The sequence below is a fragment of the Billgrantia gudaonensis genome (assembly GCF_900100195.1).
GTDB classification, from domain to species: domain Bacteria; phylum Pseudomonadota; class Gammaproteobacteria; order Pseudomonadales; family Halomonadaceae; genus Halomonas; species Halomonas gudaonensis.
Window position 1 is genome coordinate 20,303 of the sequence record NZ_FNES01000012.1, and the last position, 18,872, is coordinate 39,174.

Annotated in this window: 16 protein-coding genes; 8 read left to right on the forward strand and 8 right to left on the reverse strand. The window is 69.5% G+C overall.

The window, feature by feature from the left end; all coding sequences use genetic code 11:
* Position 1: 1 nt before the first annotated feature.
* The 5 genes from BLP96_RS13880 to BLP96_RS13900 form a co-directional block, all read right to left on the reverse strand.
* Positions 2-850: a 3-hydroxybutyryl-CoA dehydrogenase gene (locus BLP96_RS13880; RefSeq protein ID WP_089687156.1), complete on the reverse strand. Its 849-nt coding sequence runs from the start codon at positions 848-850 to the stop codon at positions 2-4.
* Positions 851-864: 14 nt separating this feature from the next.
* Positions 865-2,496 carry an acyl-CoA synthetase gene (locus BLP96_RS13885; RefSeq protein ID WP_089687159.1) on the reverse strand — a complete coding sequence of 544 codons (1,632 nt, stop codon included), beginning with the start codon at positions 2,494-2,496 and terminating at the stop codon, positions 865-867.
* Between the two features lie 88 nt (positions 2,497-2,584).
* Positions 2,585-4,375 (reverse strand): acyl-CoA dehydrogenase, encoded by a 1,791-nt coding sequence (locus BLP96_RS13890; protein WP_089687161.1) that lies wholly within the window; start codon positions 4,373-4,375, stop codon positions 2,585-2,587.
* Between the two features lie 132 nt (positions 4,376-4,507).
* Positions 4,508-5,938 (reverse strand): MFS transporter, encoded by a 1,431-nt coding sequence (locus BLP96_RS13895; protein ID WP_089687163.1) that lies wholly within the window; start codon positions 5,936-5,938, stop codon positions 4,508-4,510.
* A gap of 148 nt (positions 5,939-6,086) precedes the next feature.
* Entirely contained in the window at positions 6,087-6,791 is a 705-nt protein-coding gene (locus BLP96_RS13900) for a class I SAM-dependent methyltransferase (RefSeq protein WP_089687165.1), read from the reverse strand.
* 40 nt (positions 6,792-6,831) lie between these two features.
* Between BLP96_RS13900 and BLP96_RS13905 the strand changes: the two genes are divergently transcribed.
* The 3 genes from BLP96_RS13905 to BLP96_RS13915 all read left to right on the forward strand — a co-directional run bounded on the left by BLP96_RS13905 (position 6,832) and on the right by BLP96_RS13915 (position 8,620).
* Complete coding sequence (locus BLP96_RS13905; RefSeq protein WP_089687167.1) at positions 6,832-7,224, forward strand: VOC family protein; 393 nt, start codon at positions 6,832-6,834, stop codon at positions 7,222-7,224.
* An 82-nt stretch (positions 7,225-7,306) separates the two neighbouring features.
* Positions 7,307-7,684, forward strand: coding sequence for a DUF4870 family protein (locus tag BLP96_RS13910; protein ID WP_089687169.1), 378 nt, complete (start codon positions 7,307-7,309; stop codon positions 7,682-7,684).
* A 6-nt stretch (positions 7,685-7,690) separates the two neighbouring features.
* Complete coding sequence (locus BLP96_RS13915) at positions 7,691-8,620, forward strand: lysophospholipid acyltransferase family protein (RefSeq protein WP_089687171.1); 930 nt, start codon at positions 7,691-7,693, stop codon at positions 8,618-8,620.
* Positions 8,621-8,623: 3 nt separating this feature from the next.
* Here the strand turns inward: BLP96_RS13915 and BLP96_RS13920 are convergent, their stop codons facing one another.
* Together BLP96_RS13920 and BLP96_RS13925 are read right to left on the reverse strand one after the other, a co-directional pair.
* Complete coding sequence (locus BLP96_RS13920; protein ID WP_143005116.1) at positions 8,624-10,030, reverse strand: mannose-1-phosphate guanylyltransferase/mannose-6-phosphate isomerase; 1,407 nt, start codon at positions 10,028-10,030, stop codon at positions 8,624-8,626.
* A complete protein-coding gene (locus BLP96_RS13925; RefSeq protein WP_089687176.1) occupies positions 10,027-11,595 on the reverse strand; it encodes a sulfatase-like hydrolase/transferase in 1,569 nt (522 codons plus the stop codon). The genes BLP96_RS13920 and BLP96_RS13925 overlap by 4 nt, the downstream gene beginning before the upstream one ends.
* Before the next feature lie 185 nt (positions 11,596-11,780).
* On the opposite strand from BLP96_RS13925, the gene BLP96_RS13930 reads away from it, so the two are divergent.
* The 4 genes from BLP96_RS13930 to BLP96_RS13945 are packed head-to-tail and all read left to right on the forward strand — an operon-like array spanning position 11,781 to position 16,813.
* Entirely contained in the window at positions 11,781-13,328 is a 1,548-nt protein-coding gene (locus tag BLP96_RS13930) for an OpgD/OpgG family glucan biosynthesis protein (RefSeq protein WP_089687178.1), read from the forward strand.
* Positions 13,300-15,201 (forward strand): glucans biosynthesis glucosyltransferase MdoH, encoded by a 1,902-nt coding sequence (mdoH, locus tag BLP96_RS13935; protein ID WP_089687180.1) that lies wholly within the window; start codon positions 13,300-13,302, stop codon positions 15,199-15,201. Before BLP96_RS13930 ends, mdoH begins: the two co-directional genes overlap by 29 nt.
* On the forward strand, positions 15,198-16,001 hold the full coding sequence (locus BLP96_RS13940; protein ID WP_089687182.1) for an FkbM family methyltransferase: 804 nt from the start codon (positions 15,198-15,200) through the stop codon (positions 15,999-16,001). The genes mdoH and BLP96_RS13940 overlap by 4 nt, the downstream gene beginning before the upstream one ends.
* A complete protein-coding gene (locus BLP96_RS13945) occupies positions 15,998-16,813 on the forward strand; it encodes a creatininase family protein (RefSeq protein WP_089687184.1) in 816 nt (271 codons plus the stop codon). The genes BLP96_RS13940 and BLP96_RS13945 overlap by 4 nt, the downstream gene beginning before the upstream one ends.
* Here the strand turns inward: BLP96_RS13945 and BLP96_RS13950 are convergent.
* Entirely contained in the window at positions 16,788-17,894 is a 1,107-nt protein-coding gene (locus BLP96_RS13950) for a GTP cyclohydrolase II (RefSeq protein ID WP_089687186.1), read from the reverse strand. The genes BLP96_RS13945 and BLP96_RS13950 overlap by 26 nt on opposite strands.
* A gap of 86 nt (positions 17,895-17,980) precedes the next feature.
* Between BLP96_RS13950 and BLP96_RS13955 the strand changes: the two genes are divergently transcribed.
* Positions 17,981-18,823 carry a RibD family protein gene (locus BLP96_RS13955; RefSeq protein ID WP_089687321.1) on the forward strand — a complete coding sequence of 281 codons (843 nt, stop codon included), beginning with the start codon at positions 17,981-17,983 and terminating at the stop codon, positions 18,821-18,823.
* Positions 18,824-18,872 lie beyond the last annotated feature (49 nt).

Here is an 18,872-nt window from a genome sequence, read left to right on the forward strand (position 1 = left end):
GCTATTCGTAGACGTGGAAGCCGCGGCCGCTCTTCCTGCCAAGATAGCCGGCGGCCACCATGCGCTTGAGCAGGGGGCAAGGACGGTACTTGGGATCGCCGAAGCCCTCCTGCAACACCTCCATGATCGCCAGGCAGACGTCCAGGCCGATCAGGTCGGCAAGCTGCAGCGGGCCCATGGGATGAGCGGCACCGAGCTTCATGGCCTCGTCGATGGCATGCGGCGTGGCGGCCCCCTCCTGCACCAGGAAAGCCGCTTCGTTGATCATCGGCACCAGCAGGCGATTGACGGCGAACCCCGGCGAGTCGGCGATGGCTACCGGCGTCTTGCCGAGATCCTTGGCCAGCTGCTCGATGGTGGCCACGGTGGCGTCCGAAGTCTGCTCGGCGCGGATCACCTCGACGAGCCTGAGCACCGGCACCGGATTGAAGAAGTGCATCCCCACCACGCGCTCGGGACGCTCGCACACCGCAGCGAGGCGGGTCAGCGACAGCGACGAGGTGTTGGAGGCGAGTATCGCCTCATGGGTGAGGCGGCTGAGATCGCCGAACAGCTTCTCCTTGAGCGCCGGCTGCTCGGGAGCGGCCTCGATGATCACCGCACAGTCGCACAGCGCATCCAGAGCCGTAGTGGTGGCCAGCCGGTCCAGCGCGGCATCCTTCTCCACCTCGCTGAGCTTGTCCTTGGCCACCAACTTGCCCAAGCCCTTGTCGATGGCCGTCCTCGCGCGCTCGAGCTGCGCATCGGCCACGTCGTAGAGCTGGACGGGAAAGCCGCTGGCGGCCACTACCTGGGCGATGCCCTGACCCATGGTGCCGGCGCCGACGACACCGATCGCTCGTTGACTCATGCTGTCTCTCCCGTTCACTGCTGGCGCGCCTGTTCGCGCAGCACGAATTTCTGAATCTTGCCGGTGGACGTCTTGGGCAGTTCGGTGAAGATCACCGTCTTGGGCACCTTGTATCCGGCCAGATGCTCGCGGCAGTGGGCGATGATGTCGGCCTCGCTGACCTCCCCATAGCCCGTCTTGAGCTTGACGAAGGCGCACGGCGTCTCGCCCCACTTCTCGTCGGGCTTGGCCACCACGGCCGCTTCCTCCACGGCCGGATGGCCGTAGATCGCATCCTCGACCTCGATGGTGGAGATGTTCTCGCCGCCGGAGATGATGATGTCCTTGGAGCGGTCCTTGATCTCCACGTAGCCATCGGGATGCCACACGGCCAGATCGCCGGTATGGTACCAGCCGCCCTCCAGCGCCTGCTCGGTGGCCGCCTCGTTCTTGAGGTAGCCCTTCATGACGTTGTTGCCGCGCATCAGTATCTCGCCGATGGTCTGGCCATCCTTGGGCACCGGTTCGAGGGTGTTGGGGTCGGCCACGCACAGCGCCTCGAGCATGTGATAGCGCACGCCCTGACGCGCCTTTATCTTGGCGCGCTGCTCGAGCGGCAGCTCGTCCCACGCCTCGCGCCAGGCGCACACCGTCACCGGGCCGTAGACCTCGGTGAGGCCGTAGACGTGGGTCACCTCGATGCCGAGCGTCTCGACGCCGGCGATCACCGAAGCGGGCGGCGCGGCGCCGGCGGTGGTCACCTTCACGGGATGATCGAAGTCGCGCTTGTCGGCCTCGGGCAGATTGACCAGGCCGTTGAGCACGATGGGCGCGCCGCTGAAGTGGGTCACGCCCTCGTCGGCGATCAGGCTCATGATCCGCTTCGGATCGACCTTGCGCAGACAGACGCTGACGCCGGCGTTGGCGGCGATGGTCCAGGGGAAGCACCAGCCGTTGCAGTGAAACATCGGCAGCGTCCACAGGTAGACCGGGTGGTGCGGCATGGCCCATTCGAGGATGTTGCTCACCGCGTTCAGGTAAGCGCCGCGATGGTGGTAGACGACCCCCTTGGGCTTGCCGGTGGTGCCGGAGGTGTAGTTGAGCGAGATCGCCTGCCATTCGTCCTCGGGCAGGCGGTACGGGTACTCGGGATCGCCTTCGGCGAGCAGGGCTTCGTACTCGACCGCACCGATGCGGCGCGCTTCGCCCTCGAACAGGGCGTCGTCGACGTCGATCACCAGCGGCTTGATGGCCAGATCCGCAATGGCCTCCTCGATCACCGGCGCGAATTCCGGGTCGACGAGCACGGCCCGTGCCTCGCCATGCTCGAGCATGTAGGCGATGGCCGCTGCGTCCAGACGGATGTTGAGCGTGTTCAGCACGCAGCCGGCCAGCGGCACCCCGAAATGGGCCTCGAACATCGCCGGCACGTTGGGCAGCATCGCCGCCACCGTTTCGCCGGGCCTGATGCCGCGTTTCTCGAGCGCCGAGGCCAGCCGGCGACAGCGCGTCCAGGTCTCGGCCCAGTTGCGCCGGACCTCGCCGTGGATCACCGCCGGGTAGTCGGGATAGATGGAAGCGCTGCGCTCGATGAAGGTAAGCGGCGAGAGCGCGACGTGGTTGGCCGGCGTCTTGGGCAGGCCCTGTTCGAAGAGGCTGTCGTTCATGCTGTGTGGGCTCCGTGATGGCATTGTCGTTATGCTGACGCGATGATGGGGACCGGCGCTGCGGGAACGGAGCGCCGGGCCTCACCGGTCACTGAGAGCGGGCGTCGAAGGCGGCCAGGCTTTCCATGCCGGCCTCGATCACCGCGCGCTGGGCGCGCCCCACCGGCAGCCAGTGGCGAATGGCATAATCGGCGCTGGCCAGCTTGGCGGCGTAGAAGGGCTCCTGGCTGCCGGCCTTGATGGCGGCCTGGGCCTTGAAGGCCGCACGCCCCATCTGCCAGGCGCACAGCACGTGGCCGACGAGACTCAGGAAGGGCGTGGCATAGGCCTGGATGGCATCCGCTCCCTGGGCGGGATCGGCGCCCTGCTCCAGCACCGCCGCGAAGGCGGCACGCAGATCGGCCACCCCAGCCGCCAGGCCGGGGCTCAAGTGGGCCAGTTCGGGGCTGGCAGCCAGCGCCTGAGCGGTCGCCTCGACGTCGTCGATCAGCCTCGCCAGGGCCGCCCCGCCGTCGCGCTGCAGCTTGCGCCCGGCCAAGTCGAGCGCCTGGATGCCGTTGGTGCCCTCGTAGATCGGCGCGATGCGCGCATCGCGCAGCAGTTGGGCGGCGCCGGTCTCCTCGATGTAGCCCATGCCACCGTGAACCTGCACGCCCAGCGAGGCGATCTCCACGGCCTGATCGGTGGAGAAGGCCTTGACCACCGGGATCAGCACGTCGACCCGCGCCTGGGCGGCACGCCGCTCGGCCTCATCGGCAGCGTGGCGCGCCACGTCGAGTTCGGCAGCGCAGGTCAGGGCCAGGGCGCGTAGAGCATCGGTGCGTGCCCGCATGGAGAGCAGCATGCGGCGCACGTCGAGATGCTCGCTGATGGAGCTCTCGCGGCCGTGGGCTTTGCCCTGAACGCGCTCCAGCGCATAGGCGAAGGCGTGCTGGCAGGCGCGCTCGGCCACGCCGATGCCCTGCACACCCACCTTGTGGCGCGCCTCGTTCATCATGGTGAACATATGGTTGAGACCGCGTCCCTCGTCGCCCACCAGATAGCCGATGGCCCCATCGTTCTCGCCGAAACTCAGCGTGCAGGTGGGCGAGCCGTGGATGCCCAGCTTGTGCTCGATGGCCGCGCAGATGACGTCGTTGCGCCGGCCCAGGGAACCCTCCTCGTCGACCAGGAACTTGGGCACCAGGAACAGCGAAATGCCCTTGTTGCCCTCGGGGGCGTTCGGCGTGCGCGCCAGCACCAGGTGAACGATGTTCTCGCTGGCCTCGTGCTCGCCCCAGGTGATGAATATCTTCTGGCCGAAGAGGCGATACTCGCCGGGCACGTCGTCGCTGGGCACGGCGCGGGTGCGCACCTTGGAGAGATCGGAGCCCGCCTGGGGCTCGGTGAGATTCATGGTGCCGGTCCAGAAACCTTCCACCAGCCTGGGCAGGTAGATGGCCTTCTGCGCCTCGCTGCCGTGGTGAGCGAGCGCCTCGATGGCCCCGGCAGTGAGCATGGGGCACAGGCCCAGGGCCATGTTGGCGCCGTGGAGCATCTCCTGCACGCTGCTCGCCACCACTTCGGGCAGACCCTGCCCGCCCTGCGCCTCGGCCACGCCGATGCCGTTCCAGCCGCCCTCCGCATAGGCCCGGTAGGCCTCGGCAAAGCCATCGGGCAGGGTCACTCCACCGTCGTCGCGGCGCGTGCAGCCCTGGCGGTCGCCGCTGACGTTGAGCGGTGCCCAGACCTCACCGGCGAGCTTCCCGGCCTCCTCCAGCACCGCCTCGACCAGCTCCGGGCTCGCCTCCTCGAAAACGGGCAACGAGAGAGAGCGATGCTCGAGCAGTTCCTCGAGCACGAAACGCAGGTCACGGACGGGGGGAGAAAAGGAAACCATGGCAACACCTCAGGGAAAATGATAACGGCGATAGTAGATTCCCTACTTTACGTTAACCATTAGCCCAATGTCGCATGATCGGCAGCCCCACTGTGCCCGGCGGGGACATCGGCAGCACGCCATGCGTGGCGATCAGCCATGGTATCCGGACTGCGGCGACTCGGTCAGGGTTTCGCCTTCCCGGTCGGCACCGTCATCGCTCGATGGTGCAGCGGCCTCGTCATAGTAGACGATATGCGGCTCGTCGGCCGGTGGTGGGCCCACCAGCGGCTCGACGACCGCCACCTCGGGCACGGCAGCGGAGAGATCCTCGACGTGTTCGTGCTCGATGGCACCCTGCACCAGCTCCTCGGTGACCACCAGTTCGGCACCCACCGACGACATGGGCGTGGTCGGCGCGAAGGGCGCCACCGGCACCGGCGCCGGGCGTACGCTGCGCCGCCAGGCGAAGAAACCCACCAGGAATAGCCCCAACCCCCCGAAGGCCCAGAACAGCCCGGCATCGCCCATGACCACCATCAGCGGCGAGACCAGCGAGGGGCTCAGTGCAGAGCCGATGGCATTGATCAACAGCAGCCCCTGGCTCATGCGCACCAACGCCCCGGCCGGGGCGCGGTCGGCGGCATGGCCCACCGCCACCGGATAGAGCGAGAAGACACCGCCCCCGAGCAGGAACAGCAGCCCCGCCAGCAGCCAGGAGGTCATCGGCAACAGCAGCACGGCCACAGAGATCGCCGTGCAGAAGCCGCCGATCAGAATCAGCACCATCTGCCGGTCATGGCGATCGGACCAGCGTCCCACCGGGTATTGCAGCAACAAGGCACCGAGCACCACCACGGCCATCATCTGGCCGACGCGGTCCACCGTGAAACCGACACGCTGCAGGTAGAGCGGCAGCAAGGTGTAGACCGCCGCCACCGCCAGTCCCGAGCCGAAACTGCCCATCACCCCGGTGGGCGTCAGCGTGATCAGGCGCAGCGGCGAGAGCGGCTCGGCCTTGTCGATCAGCGGCGAGACCCGTGGAATCATCGCCATGGGCAGCACGGAGAGGGACGCCAGCATGCCGATGACGATGAACGAGGCCGAACCGCCCATGGCCTCGGTCAGCCCCAGCAGCAGCTGGCCGAGAACGCCCGCGGCGTAGAGCGAGATCATGTACAGCGCCAGCAAGCGGCCGCGCACCTTAGCCTCGCCCGCGGTGAGCAGCCAGCTCTCGATGACCAGATACACGCCCACCGTCGCCCAGCCGCCGATCAGGCGCAGGCCGAACCAGGCCCAGGGCTCGGCGACCAGCCCCTGCAGCAGCACCGTGACCGCCACCAGCGAAGCGAAGCTGCCGTAGGCGCGGATATGGCCGATGCGCAGCAGCAGCCGGTCGTTGAGCATGGCCCCCAGTGCCAGGCCGATGAAATAGGCCGACGACACCCAGCCGATCACCATCGGCGACTCCCCGGCGGCATCCAGGCGCAGGGTGATCACCGTGGCCAGGAAACCATTGCCGATGCCGAGTATGAACAGCCCCAGCAGGGGCGCCAGGGCCATGGCCAGCAGTTGCCGCGACATGTTCTCGCCTCGCTTGGGAGTCAGCACACAGGATGGTCGATACGCCGGAAAAACGCCCGCCACCGTCGTGCCGACCGGCACGCGTCAATGGGCCGAGCGAACGAACGGCGCGGCGGAGATCATACGCCCAAGGCCCTGCGAGTCAACGTCAGTGACGAGATTTTCCGCCGTATAACAGGGTGTTATCGAAATCGCTCAATAACCCGGCGGTCGCGTTCGTTTTCTGCAGCAGTACCACGTCCGCCGCGGGAAATTCGACGTGCAAGCCAAGCCTACGTGCCACCCAGCAAAAGGTCGCCTCGCTGAAGAAGCACACGTGGGTAGGATCCTGGATGTAGTGCCAGCGGGCGAACGCCTCGCGGGACCGCACGCGCTTGGTCATGATCCCCAGCCAGCCGTCGAGGGCGAGTCTCTCGACCAGCCGCACCAGCTCACGGCCGGGGGCTTGCAGATGCTCCACCACCTCGGTGGCGGTGATGAAGTCGTAGGTGTCGCTCAGTACGCTGGCGTCCGGCGCGTAGTAGGGGTCGTAGATGGCCATGGGATGGCCGGCCTCGGCAAACATCACCGACAGGGTCGGCCCCGGGCCGGCACCGAAGTCGAGCCCGCATGCATCGGGCGCGAGCCGCTCGCGCAGCGGCATGAAGAGCCGCGACAGGAAGCGTCGATAGCCGGGATCGTCGGGATGGTTCTCGTGCTTGTCGTACTCGGCCTTCTCCGCCGCCGGCGACAGGTGGAACGCCGGGGGTACGAACACCAGCTCGCAGCGCTGGCAGCGGTGATACGCACGCCGCGCATCGCGGTGATAGGGTAGGCAGTCGCGGGATGCGCATAGCGGGCAAGTCTGCATCATCGTATCCTCTGTGCCAGAACCTTCCTCCAAGGAGAAACGAATGCTGTCAGGTCTGGACCACCTGGTCATCACCGTGACCGACATTTCCCGCGCCGTGGACTTCTACACCCGAGTGCTCGGTCTCGAGGTTCGCTACCGCGACCGCGAGCGGGTCGACCTGATGCTGGGCGACATCGCCCTGCGCCTGCACTGGACGGCCACCGACATCGAGCCGCGCGCCGCCACGCCCACCCCCGGCAGCCTCGATCTGTGCCTACGCAGCCTGCTGCCGCTGGACGAAGTGGCACGCCACCTGGAGGCGCTGGACGTCGCCGTGGAACTGGGCCCGGTGGAGCGCCAGGGCGCCACCGGGCCCATCGAATCGCTCTACCTGCGCGACCCCGACGGCAACTTGCTGGAGATCAGCCGACCGACGCGGCCCAGCGTGAGCTAAAGCTAGAACCAGCCCCCGGCTGGCATTGTCGCTCACGCCCGGTATCATTGGCGCCAATCAACGTCGTCGCAGCGGGAGTCCCATGAACGACCCAGCACACTCCGACCGGCATGCCGCCGAGCCCGGCAAACGCACCGACACCACCCTGCCCATCGTCGTCTACGCCCTCTTCCTGGCGGGCATCGTCAGCGGTGGTCTCACCGCCTTGGTGGGCGTGGTGATGGCCTACGTCTACCGCGGCGAAGGCCCCGCCTGGCTCGACGACCACTACCGCTTCCTGATCCGCACCTTCTGGATCGGCGTGCTCTATTTCGGCGTCTCGGGGGTACTCACCCTGGTGCTGATCGGCTTTCTCACCTGGCTGCTGGCGGTGCTCTGGCTGGTCATCCGCTGCGTGAAAGGCATCAAGCGCCTCCAGGAGCACCGCGCCCCGGATGACGTGACGACCTGGCTTTTCTAAGCGCCCATGGCCCGTCGTGACCCTCGCCTCGCCGTCCTTCAGGCTCGCGTCATCACCGCTCTGTGGGGTGTCCTGGCCAATCGCCGCTTGCCCACGCTATGGCGGCTCGCCCGGTTGACCGGTCCGCTGGTCCACGCATTCAGCCGTCGCGAGCGCCAGGTCACCGAGATCAATCTCGCCCAGGTCTACCCCGAGCTCGCCGACAAGGACCGCCGGCGCCTGGCGCGCGCGAGCCTCACCCACTCCGCCGCCACCATGCTCGAGCTGGGCCTGGCCTGGATGGCGCCGCCGAAACGGGTGGAAGCCAGCATTCTCGAGGTGCACGGACGCGAGCTGCTCGACGCCGCGCGCACCGAGGGGCGCGGCGTCATCGTGCTCGCTCCCCATTTCGGCAACTGGGAAGTGCTCAACTTCTGGCTGTCCGGCCACTTCCCCTTCACCGCCATGTACGAGCCGCCCAAGATCGCTCCTCTCGACCCGGTGATCCGCCAGGGTCGCGAGCGCATGGGTGCCCGGCTGGTGCCCACCAACCCGCGTGGCGTAGCGGCGCTGCTCAAGGCGCTCAAGCGCAGCGAAGCCGTGGGCATCCTGCCCGACCAGGAACCCTCCTGGGGCAGCGGCGTCTTCGCCCCCTTCTTCGGACGGCTCGCCTACACCGCCACCCTGCTGCCCAAGCTGGTGGCGCGCACCGAAGCGCGAGTGGTCACCGGCGTGGCACGCCGCCTGCCCGGCCGCGGCTTCGCCATCCACTTCCTGGCCGCCGACGAGCGCGTCTACTCGACGGACGAAGGCGAGTCGGCCAGCGGCGTCAACGCCTGCGTGGAAGCCGCCATCGCCCTCGACCCCGCCCAGTACCAGTGGGAGTACAAACGCTACCGCAAGGTGATCCAGCAGCAGGAAGGCCGCCCCGACTATCGGCGCTACCGGATCTATTGAGCCTCACTCTCGCCCGTAGCGGTCGTCCAGGCGCACGATGTCGTCCTCGCCCAGGTAGTCGCCGGACTGCACCTCGATCAGTTCCAGGTCGCCCGGACCGGGGTTGGCCAGGCAGTGCACGCGCCCCACGGGAATGTCGATGGATTGCGTCGCCGCGAGAGACAAGGCCTCGTCATCCAGGGTGACCCGTGCCGTGCCGCCGACCACCACCCAGTGTTCGGCGCGATGGCGATGATACTGGCGCGACAGCCGTGCGCCGGGCTTCACGGTGAGGTGCTTGACCTGATAGCCCGGCCCGGCCTCGAGAATCCGATAGCGCCCCCAGGGGCGATGCACGGTGGCGTGCTGGGCCACCTCGGCTCGGCCCTCGACCGTCAGGCGGTCGACCAGCTGGCGCAGCTCCTGGCCGCGACGTCGGTCGGCCACCAGTACGGCGTCCGCGGTGGTGACGATCGCCAGGTTCTCCACGCCCAGCGTGGCCACCAGCTGCCCCTCGGCGTGCACTAGCAGATTGCGGCTCGCCGCACAGCGCACCTCGCCGCGCAGGGCGTTGCCGTCGGCGTCGTGAGGCAACGCTTCCCACAGCGCCTGCCATGAGCCGATGTCGCTCCATCCCGCCGCCAGCGGCACCGTGGCGGCGCGTGCGGTGCACTCCATCACCGCCACGTCGATGGACCGATCGGGACTCGAAAGGAACGCCTCGGCGCCGGGGCGCAGGAAATCACGGTCTAGGCTGGCCGCGGTCATGGCACGGCGGCAGGCATCGAGAATCGCCGGTTCCAGACGTGCCAGCTCGTCGAGGTAGACGTCCGGACGCAGCACGAAGAGTCCGCTGTTCCAGCAGCACTCTCCCTCGGCCAGCAGCGCCTCGGCAGTGGCCGCATCGGGCTTCTCCACGAAGGCCGCCACCCGTCGCCCACCCTCGGAGAGCGGCGCGCCGGGACGAACGTAGCCGTAGCCGGTTTCGGCGCGGTCGGGCACCACGCCAAGGGTGGTCAGCCAACCCTGTTCGGCGAGCGCCAGGGCCCGGGCGAGACTCGCCTGAAAGGCGGCGCGGTCGAGGATGCAGTGGTCGGCCGGCAGCACCACCAGCGGATGGCGCTCGTCGCGGCGCTGGACCAGCAGTGCCGCCAGGGCGATGGCCGGCGCGGTGCCACGCCCTTCCGGCTCGAGCAGCAGGGTCGCGTCGGCCACGCCGGCCCGGCGCAACTGCTCGGCAGCGAGGAAACGGTGATCCTCGTGGCAGATGACGATGGGCGGCGCATGATCCAGCCCCTCGAGTCGCGCCAGGGTGGCAGCCAGCAGCGGCGCGTCGTCGAGCAGCGAGAGGAACTGCTTGGGCCGCTGGTGACGCGACAGCGGCCACAGCCGCGTACCGGCGCCGCCGGCCAGTATCACCGGGGTCATCATGAGCCGAACTCCTCGTGCAGCCAGTCGCGCAGCCGGTCCATCCCGGGGTGGCTGTCGCGCTGGGGTGGCAGCAGGCCGGGCACGAAGCCACGGGCCCGGAAGGGGGCGAGCAGTGCCGGATCAGCAGCGATGACGTGTACCGGAACGCCATCGCTGGCCGCATCGCCGGTGATCAAGGGGGCCGACTGATGGTCGCCGAGCAAGATCACCAGGCCGTCGTTGCCGACATGCTCGGCGATCCATTCGAGGCTCGTCTCCAGCGAGTAGGCCACCGCGCGGGCGTAGTGTTCGCGAACTCGCCGGGTATCCTGCCACAGCGTCTCGGGGGCTTCGCCGGCATCGGCCCAGCGCGCGAACACGCGGCCATCACCCACCGACTGCCAATCCTCCAGCACCGGCAGGATCGGCGTCCAGGGCGCATGGCTGCTGATCAGGGCGATCTGGGCGAACACGGGCGAATCGACCGGGCGCAGCGCCTGCTGGAAGCGGTGCAGGGTGTACTGGTCGGGCATGGTCACCCAGTTCAGGGCGGGGCCTTCGTAGCCGAGCGCCTTCGCAGGGTACAGTGCGTCGAAACCGTAGGCTTCTCCCTCCGGCCAGGCCCGCGTGATGGCGGGCATCACCGCCAGGGTGTGGTGCCCGGTGGCGCGAAAGTCGTCGACCAGCGTCGGCCGCTCGCTGTCGAGCAGCAGTCGGTACCACAGATCGTTGTCGATCCGCAGGCCGGACAGCACCGTGGCATGCGACAGCCACGACTGCCCCCCGCGCACCGGAGCCGCCAGAGTGCCGGAGACCGCTGCCAGGCCGGCACCCGCCAGGCGCGGCTCCATCTGCCTGAGCCGCTGACCCACCACCTCGGCGTAACGCGGCTGCTCGAGCGCGCTGACCCCGTAGGATTCGACGAAGACCAGCAGCACGTCGCGCCCGGCGAGCCCCGGCAGAGGCCGCGCCTCTCCCGGACGCTCGGCCAGCGTCTCGGCGAAGGCGCGCCGGGCGCGATGGGTATCGATCAGCTGCCGCACCTGGAAGCCGAAAGTGTCGACCAGCGGCGTGCGCGTCACCACCAGCGGCCGGGCGTGCTGCCACTGGGCGACGATCAGAGCGGCACTGGCCACCGCAACCCCCCCGGCCAGCCAGCGCGTCGAACCGAACCGCGCCGTGCCGGGCAGAGCTGACAGAGCGCGCCCGAGCCATCCGACAAGCAGTACCAACGCCGCCATGCCGGCCGGGATCGCCAGCAGTGCCAGTAGAGCGCCCAAGCTACCGGCCAGCAGATCGAAGACGGAGCGCAGCAGCGGCCAGTCGAAGTAGAGATTGAGCGAGCGCCCCAGTGCCTGGTAAGTCGCCGCATCGCCGAGACCGACCAGCACGCCCAGCAGCACCAGCGCGGTCAACGACCAAGCGAGCCGGCGGCTGGCCGCACGCGCCGGCAGCAGGGCCAGCACGGCCACCACCAGCAGCGCCTCCAGGGCGACCCAGCGCGTACCCGGCTCGCCGTAGCGCAACCACAGCGGTACCAGCAGCAAGGCATCGAGCAACAGGACGGCGGTCAATACAGGGCGCATTCTTTTTTGTCTTCCGTTCCTTCGTCTTTTCGAAGCAGGGTAACGCAGCGCGACGCTATGTACACTACAATGCCCTTGTACAATTATCGTATCGTTTACACTTGGACACCGAGATGCCGTGCAGGATGCCCACAAACCGACGACACTTCACGTTGAGGGATCATCGCACCCGGGAGGAAGGAACCATGTCACCCATTCTCCCGACCATGGGCGTTGCGCTGCTGATGCTTTGCGGCAGCGCCCAGGCTACCACCGAGGACGAGGTGGCCGCCCTGTTCGACCGGGTCACCGAGCGGGCCCAGACGCTGGCCGACGACGAGTATCGCGAGGATAGCGGCGAACTGCCCGCCGCCCTGCGCGATCTCGACTACGACACCTACCGGCAGATCCGCTTCCGCCCCGAGGCGGCCCTGTGGCGAGACGAGGCCCTGTTCAGCGTGCAGCTCTTCCATACCGGCTTCCTGTTCGATGCACCGGTCCAGCTGCACGTGGTGGAAGACGGCGAGAGCCAACCGCTCGCCTTCGATCCCGCGCGCTTCCGCTACGACGACGCGGCCGCACCGCTTGCCGACGCGGACCTCGACGGCGCCGGTCACGCCGGCTTTCGCCTGCACTATCCGCTCAACGGCGCCGAGTACCACGATGAGTTCGCCGTCTTTCTCGGCGCCAGCTACTTCCGCCTGGTGGGGCGCGACCAGGGCTACGGTCTCTCGGCGCGGGGCTTGGCCATCGACGTCGCCACTTCCGGCGGCGAGGAATTTCCCGCCTTCCGCGAGTTCTGGCTGGTCGAGCCCGACCCCGACGCCACCCGGATGACGGTGCTGGCGCTGCTCGACAGCCCTTCGCTGGCAGGTGCCTACCGTTTCGACATCGTGCCCCGCAAGAACGTCGAGGTCACCGTCGAGAAACGCCTCTTCGCCCGCCGCGACGTGGAGAAACTCGGTGTCGCCCCGCTCACCAGCATGTTCGCCCACGGCGACACCACGCCCCGCCCGGTAGACGACTACCGCCCCCACGTGCACGACTCCGAGGGGCTGCTGATGCACACCGCGGGCAGCGAATGGATCTGGCGACCGCTCAACAACCCCCGCGAGCTGCGCGTCACCTCGCTGCGCGACGACGGGCCACGCGGCTTCGGTCTGGTTCAGCGCAACCGCGACTTCGATCACTACCTCGACCTGGAGGCGCGCTACGAACGTCGCCCCAGCCTGTGGGTGGAGCCTCTCGACGACTGGGGCCCCGGCGGCGTGGAACTGGTGGAGCTTCCCGCCCCCGATGAGACCCACGATAACATCGTCACCTACTGGGTCGCCGAGGCGCCGCTACGCGAGGGCGAGTCGCGCACCCTGCGCTACCGCATCCGCACCTTCGACGCCAATCTTCCCGAGCAGCACCTGGCCCGGGTGGTGCGTACCCGGCAGGGATGGGGCGGCGTTCCCGGACGCGCCGATCCGGCCCCGGCCAGTCGCCGCCACTTCATGGTCGACTTCCGCGGCGGCGAGCTGGAGGGGCTGGCGGCGGACCAGCCCGTCACCGTCAACGTCGAGGCGAACCGGGGCGAAGTGCGCCACCGCCAGGCACAACCGCTGCCCGACGGAAGCGGCTGGCGCGCCTCCTTTCGCCTCGACCCGGACGGCGAAAGACCCGCCGACCTGCGCCTGCACCTCAGCCTGCGCGACCGAGTGATCAGCGAGACCTGGAACCATGTCTGGTACCCCTCCGAGTCGCGCTGAGTCGTCCCGTCCAGCCGTTGCACCGCTACCCGGACTGGGCGTGCGGCGCGGTCTGCTGGCCTTTGCCGTGGGCGCCACCACCCTGGCCGGTGCCGGCCTGATGGCACGCATCCTCGCCGCCGACGGCCTGGCCGTTCTCGAGCTGGCGCTGCTGTCGCTGTTCACTCTCACCTTCGCGTGGATCGCCCTCGCCTTCTGGTCGGCGCTGGCCGGCTTCGTGCTCTGCCTGACACGCCGAGACCCGCTCACCCTGGCGCCTCTGCCAGCCCGGATGGATGAGGAGGGCATGCCGCTGCGCCGACGCACCGTGCTCGCCATGCCCATCCACAACGAAGTCCCGCAGCAGGTCGTCGCCGCCCTGGAGGCCACCGCCGAGTCGTTGATCGCCACCGGCGAAGCGCACCACTTCGAAGCTTTCGTGCTCAGCGATACCACCGACCCGACCATCGCCGATGCCGAGGCCGACGCCGTGGCGGCATTGCAGCGCCGGCTGGCGGGGCGGCTGCCCCTGCACTACCGACGCCGAGCCGACAACGCGGGCCGCAAGGCCGGCAATCTCGCCGACTTCTGCCGCCGCTGGGGTGGTCGCTACGACTTCCTGATCGGCCTCGATGCCGACAGCCGCCTCACCGGCAGTTGTCTGGTCGGCCTGGTGCGCGCCCTTCAGGCTCGCCCGGAAGTGGCGCTGATCCAGACAGTGCCGCTGCCTGCCCGCCAGTCCACCCTGTTCGGCCGGCTCTCCCAGTTCGCCGCCGCCCTCTACGCGCCGATGCTCGCCGCCGGCCAGAGCGTCTGGCAGGGCGACACCGCCAACTACTGGGGCCACAACGCCATCCTGCGCCTCGACGCCTTCACTGCCTGCGCCGGCCTGCCACCTCTGCCGGGCCGCCCCCCGCTGGGCGGCGAGATACTCAGCCACGACTTCGTCGAAGCGGCACTGCTGCGCCGCGGCGGTTGGCAGGTGCAGCTCGACACCCGCCTGGGCGGCAGCTACGAGGAGATGCCCGGCAACCTGCTCGACTATGCGCGCCGCGATCGCCGCTGGACCCAGGGCAACCTGCAGCATCTACGCTTGATCGCCGTTCCCGGCCTGCATCCGCTGAGCCGCCTGCACTTCGTGATGGGCGCCATGGCCTTCGTGGCCTCCCTGCTGTGGCTGGCCATCCTGGCGCTGGGCAGCCTCGACGCCGCCCTGCGCGCCCACCAGGCGCCTAGCTACTTCCGCGAGGCGCCGCAACTCTTCCCGATGTGGCCCGAGGCGCACCCGGAGCTGATCGCCAGTCTCTTTGCGCTGACCCTGGCACTGCTCTTCGCCCCCAAGCTGATGGGGCTGACGCTGGCCCTGGCCCGGCGCGCTGCGGCATTCGGCGGTGCCTGGCGCCTGATCGTCTCGGCGCTGGCCGAGGCGCTGGTCGCCGTGCTGCTCGCCCCCCTGATGATGGCCTTTCACAGCCGCTTCGTGATCGAGGTGCTGGTCGGCGGCCGCACCGCCTGGACGGCCCAGCCCCGCGAGGGGCGGCCGGTGCCCTGGCACGCCGCGCTGGTTCACACGGCACCGTTCACCGTCCTGGGCGTCGCCTGGGCCGCGGCAATCCACGTCTACGCCCCGCTGCTGTTCTGGTGGCTGGCCCCGATCTGGGCGGGCCTCTCCCTCGCCCCGCTGCTGGTACGTCTGAGCGGCGTTCGCGTCGATGCACTCATCCGCCGGGAACTGCTGGCCACGCATCGCCCGGCAGCGGATACCGCGCTGCTGAAGTACGCCTCGGCATCGTCCGACCTGCCGAACGCCACGCCGCTACCGCCACCGCCGGAGATGCCGCGCACCATGCTCGAACAGCCGCTGCTGGGCCGCCGGGGAGCGCGAAGTCGATGAGCCAGCGCCCCCTCGCCGCCCGGCTGCGTCAGGGTCTGGGCATCGCCCGCTCGCTGGCCGTCTATTGGCGACCCGGCCGCCAGCCCGGCCTGCGCCGGCTCTACGCCGACTTCCTGGGCCCCGGCGACCTGGCCTTCGACGTGGGCGCCCACCTCGGCGACCGCACCGCCGCCTTCGTCGGGCTGGGTGCCCGCGTAGTGGCCCTGGAACCACAGCCGGCGCTCTACGCCTGGCTGAACCGCCTGGTGGGGCGGCGGCCCGGCGTCACCTTGCTGGCCTGCGCTGCCGGGGCTGCGCCGGGCCAGGCCGAGCTCGCCGTGAGCCGCGCCACGCCCACCGTCTCCACGTTGGCCGAACGCTGGCGCGACACTCTCGCCGCACGCAACCCCGGCTTCCGTCAGGTACGCTGGGAGGAGCGCGTCACGGTACCGGTCACCACGCTGGACGCCCTGATCGCCGAGTACGGCGAGCCGCGCTTCTGCAAGATCGACGTGGAAGGCTTCGAGGCGCAGGTGCTCGAGGGCTTGAGTCGGCCGCTCGCGGCGCTGTCGGTGGAGTTCGTCGACGGCGCCCTGGAGGTGGCCGAAGCGTGCGTGGCGCGCCTGGAAGCCCTGGGCGACTACCGCTTCAACGCCATTGCCGGCGAAAGCCGACGCTGGCGGTGGGCCGAATGGCAGTCTCCGGCGGCAGCCCGCCAGTGGCTCTCCGACGGTGCCGAGGGCCTTGCCTCCGGCGATCTCTATGCGCGCCGAGTGGATACGACGGCCCAATCTTCAGCCATCCAGGAGCGTCGAGCATGAGCGAAACCCGCTTTCCCCGCTGGCAGGACCTCACCAGCCGGGAGCTGGCCTGCCTCGACCCCGACAGCGTGGCCGTAGCGGTCGTCGGGGCCATCGAGCAGCATGGCGCCCACCTGCCGCTGGCCACCGATCTCGACATCGGCGAGGGGCTGCTCGACGCCGCCCTGGAACGCCTGCCCGACGACCTTCCTCTGGTGGTGCTGCCCAGCCTGGCCGTGGGCACCAGCGACGAGCATCTGAGCTTTTCCGGAACCCTGAGCCTGCCGCCCCAGGTCGCCATCGCCACCCTGGAAGCACTGGGCGACGGCGTGGCAAGAGCCGGACTGTCGAGACTGGTGTTGCTCAACGGCCACGGCGGCAACAACGCGGTGATCGACATCGCCGCCCTGGCACTGCGCCGTCGCCATGCCCTGCGCGTGGTCAAGGTGCACTACCCACGACTGTCACCCCCACCCGAGCTGCGTGCCGCGCTGCCCGACGCGGAGTGGCGCCATGGCCTCCACGGCGGAGCGCTGGAGACGGCCCTGATTCACCACCTCGCACCGCACAAGGTGCGCCTCGACGCCCTCGACCGCCCGCCCTCGAGCGGCGAGGCAATGGCCGACGCCGGCTGGCTGCTGGCGCCCGAGGGCGCCGCCCCGTTCGCCTGGCTGGCCGAGGACCTGCACCCCGGCGGCGTGGTGGGCGACGCCACTCTGGGCACGGCGACCCTCGGCGCTCGACTGGCCGCGCACTATGGCGAGGCGCTGGCGCGGGTCATTGGGGAAACCCATCGAGCGCCGCCGCTCAACGCCGCGTCGCCTTGCCGTTGAGCACCCCCTCCAGCAGGTGGCCGGCACGCTCCGCCTTGGCACTCAGGTAGCGCCGATTGTGGTCGTTGAGGGTGCCGTAGAGTGCCTGACGCGACACCACCTCGATGCCGCCGGCGGTCAGGGCGGCGACCTTGCGCGGGTTGTTGGTGAGCAGTTGCACGCGGTGGATGCCCAGCGAGGCCAGCATGTCCACCGCCACCGCGTAGCGCCGCTCGTCCTCGGCGAAGCCCAGGCTGTGGTCGGCATCCAGCGTGTCCAGGCCGGCGTCCTGGCGGGTATAGGCACGCAGCTTGTTGGCCAGACCGATGCCACGCCCCTCCTGCGCCAGGTAGAGCAGCACCCCGCCACCCAGCGCTTCGATCTCGGCCACGGCGTTGCGCAGTTGCTCGCCGCAGTCGCAGCGCAGGCTGCCGAACAGGTCGCCGGTGAGACAGGCGGAGTGCAAACGCAGCGGCACCGGCCCGGCAGCGGCTTGCGGTTCGCCGATCACCACCGCCACGTGCTCGCGCAGGCCATCGGGCTCGCGGAACAGGATGAAGCGGCTGTCGAAGGCGTCCTCCAGGGGAATGCGCGCCTCGCTGATGCGCTTGAGCAGCCCGTGCGTCTCCTGGCAGCGCGCCGCCGCCTCGGCGGGCACCTCGAGAAGGGTGCCGTCGGCCACCTCGGCGGCCACGGCATCTCGCCGGGCGGGAGCTACCCGCGCCACCAGCGCGGCGGGAATCAGCAGGGCCCGGCGCATCAGCGCCAGGGCGGCACGCTCTGCCGGGTCGGCATCGACCAAGGCATCGGCCCAGACACCCAGCTCCGGCTCGGCGCCGAACGCCACCGCCGCCAGACGCTCGCCCTCGAGTCCGGGCGGCAGGGCGAGCAGCGCCGGGGTCGCGCGGGGGTGGCCCAGCCAGGCCAGACGATGGCGGCTGAGCACCAGCGCCGGCGGCGAACCGGCCCGGTCAGCGAGAGTCGCCACCGCGGTGTCGGCGGCGCCTTCCACCGGCTGCACCAGCAGCGGCGCCGACGCCTCGCCGATCAGCACCGGCAAGCCGCGTCGCAGATCGAAGATGGCGCGTTCTACCTGATGCATGTCGCACTCCTTGGGCGCCCTCTGCCGCTTGTGAAGACGCGGCGTTCGACGCATCCTGCTCGATGACATTCCACGACGGAGCCAGCATGCGCGACCCCGCCTCTGAACTCGATCTCGCCACGGCCTGGGATCAGTTGCAGCGAGAAGCCCGCGGCACGGCCACGGATGACCGCGTCGTGCGTTTCACGGCGGCAGGCGGCTGGCAAGCCACGTCGCCGGTGAACGCGGCGGCGCGCGCCTTGCTCGATAGCCTGGCTCCGGTGGCGGCCCGGCACGGACGTCTGGCCATCGCTCAGCTCGGCCAGAGCCTGGACGGGCGCATTGCCACCGAGAGCGGTCACTCCCACTACGTCAACGGTCGCGAAAGCCGGGTCCATCTGCACCGTCTGCGCGCCCTGGTCGACGCCGTGGTGGTGGGCGCGGGCACCGCGGCCGCCGACGACCCCCAGCTCACCGTGCGCCACGTGACCGGCCGCCACCCGGTGCGGGTGCTCCTCGACCCGCACGGCCGGGTGCCCGCCGAACTGCACCTGCTGAACGACGCCACCGCACCCACGCTGCATTTGATCGGCGAAGGGGTCGTCCGGCCGGACGCTCAGGCCGCGCACGTGACCCGCCTCGCCCTGCCACTCGACGATGGCGGCTTCCCTCCGGCCGACGTGCTCGATCTGCTGGCCTCGCGCGGGCTGACGCGGGTGCTGGTGGAGGGCGGTGGCGTCACGGTGTCGCGCTTTCTCCAGGCCGACGTGCTCGACCGCTTGCACCTGCTGGTGGCACCGCTGCTGATCGGCTCCGGCCGGCCCGGCCTGACGCTGCCGCCCATCGTCACGCTGGCCGAGGCGCTCCGCCCCACCGCGCGAACCCTGCCCTGCGGAAATGACACCCTCTTCGACCTCGCCCTGCGCCAGCCCACCGCTTCCGCGCTCTGAGGCGCGGCGACGCCGCACCAGATCGACCAGCAGGCAGAATGCGCCGGGA

Excerpts from the sequence above, each read along its gene's own strand:
- BLP96_RS13900 (WP_089687165.1), bottom strand. The coding sequence starts at position 6,791 with ATGATGCAGACTTGCCCGCTATGCGCATCCCGCGACTGCCTACCCTAT.
- BLP96_RS13890 (WP_089687161.1), bottom strand. The coding sequence starts at position 4,375 with ATGGTTTCCTTTTCTCCCCCCGTCCGTGACCTGCGTTTCGTGCTCGAG.
- BLP96_RS13955 (WP_089687321.1), top strand. The coding sequence starts at position 17,981 with ATGCGCGACCCCGCCTCTGAACTCGATCTCGCCACGGCCTGGGATCAG.
- BLP96_RS13910 (WP_089687169.1), top strand. The coding sequence starts at position 7,307 with ATGAACGACCCAGCACACTCCGACCGGCATGCCGCCGAGCCCGGCAAA.
- BLP96_RS13895 (WP_089687163.1), bottom strand. The coding sequence starts at position 5,938 with ATGTCGCGGCAACTGCTGGCCATGGCCCTGGCGCCCCTGCTGGGGCTG.
- BLP96_RS13920 (WP_143005116.1), bottom strand. The coding sequence starts at position 10,030 with ATGATGACCCCGGTGATACTGGCCGGCGGCGCCGGTACGCGGCTGTGG.
- BLP96_RS13950 (WP_089687186.1), bottom strand. The coding sequence starts at position 17,894 with ATGCATCAGGTAGAACGCGCCATCTTCGATCTGCGACGCGGCTTGCCG.
- BLP96_RS13915 (WP_089687171.1), top strand. The coding sequence starts at position 7,691 with ATGGCCCGTCGTGACCCTCGCCTCGCCGTCCTTCAGGCTCGCGTCATC.
- BLP96_RS13930 (WP_089687178.1), top strand. The coding sequence starts at position 11,781 with ATGTCACCCATTCTCCCGACCATGGGCGTTGCGCTGCTGATGCTTTGC.
- BLP96_RS13905 (WP_089687167.1), top strand. The coding sequence starts at position 6,832 with ATGCTGTCAGGTCTGGACCACCTGGTCATCACCGTGACCGACATTTCC.
- BLP96_RS13880 (WP_089687156.1), bottom strand. The coding sequence starts at position 850 with ATGAGTCAACGAGCGATCGGTGTCGTCGGCGCCGGCACCATGGGTCAG.
- BLP96_RS13940 (WP_089687182.1), top strand. The coding sequence starts at position 15,198 with ATGAGCCAGCGCCCCCTCGCCGCCCGGCTGCGTCAGGGTCTGGGCATC.
- BLP96_RS13925 (WP_089687176.1), bottom strand. The coding sequence starts at position 11,595 with ATGCGCCCTGTATTGACCGCCGTCCTGTTGCTCGATGCCTTGCTGCTG.
- mdoH (WP_089687180.1), top strand. The coding sequence starts at position 13,300 with ATGTCTGGTACCCCTCCGAGTCGCGCTGAGTCGTCCCGTCCAGCCGTT.
- BLP96_RS13885 (WP_089687159.1), bottom strand. The coding sequence starts at position 2,496 with ATGAACGACAGCCTCTTCGAACAGGGCCTGCCCAAGACGCCGGCCAAC.
- BLP96_RS13945 (WP_089687184.1), top strand. The coding sequence starts at position 15,998 with ATGAGCGAAACCCGCTTTCCCCGCTGGCAGGACCTCACCAGCCGGGAG.